The sequence below is a fragment of the Microbacterium sp. K41 genome, from assembly GCF_004794395.1.
Classification (GTDB): Bacteria; Actinomycetota; Actinomycetes; order Actinomycetales; family Microbacteriaceae; genus Microbacterium; species Microbacterium sufflavum.
Genome location: NZ_SSDO01000050.1, coordinates 1 through 221, shown reverse-complemented (window position 1 = coordinate 221; position 221 = coordinate 1). Strand labels below are relative to the sequence as shown.

Genomic DNA, 221 nt, shown 5'->3' with positions numbered 1-221 from the left:
GCGGCGGCCGTGGCCTCCGCGACGTGCAGCAGGTGGGCGTCCTCGTGGTCGCGCGCGCTCTGCGGCGGCTGCTGCGCGATGATCCAGCCGCGGATGGTGCCGAGGGCGCGCTCGAGTCCCCGCGCTGTGCGGTGGAGTCCGACCTCGTCCCACATCAGCTGCTGCAGGGCGCGGCGCGCGAACGGCGGGGTGCCGGTGGTCGCCGCCGGCTCCGGGGCGGG

Annotated in this window: 1 pseudogene; it reads right to left on the bottom strand. The window is 78.3% G+C overall.

Going from position 1 to position 221, the window contains the following annotated elements:
• Window positions 1-221, bottom strand: a pseudogene (locus tag DW309_RS00770) (L-aspartate oxidase); the annotation flags it as partial.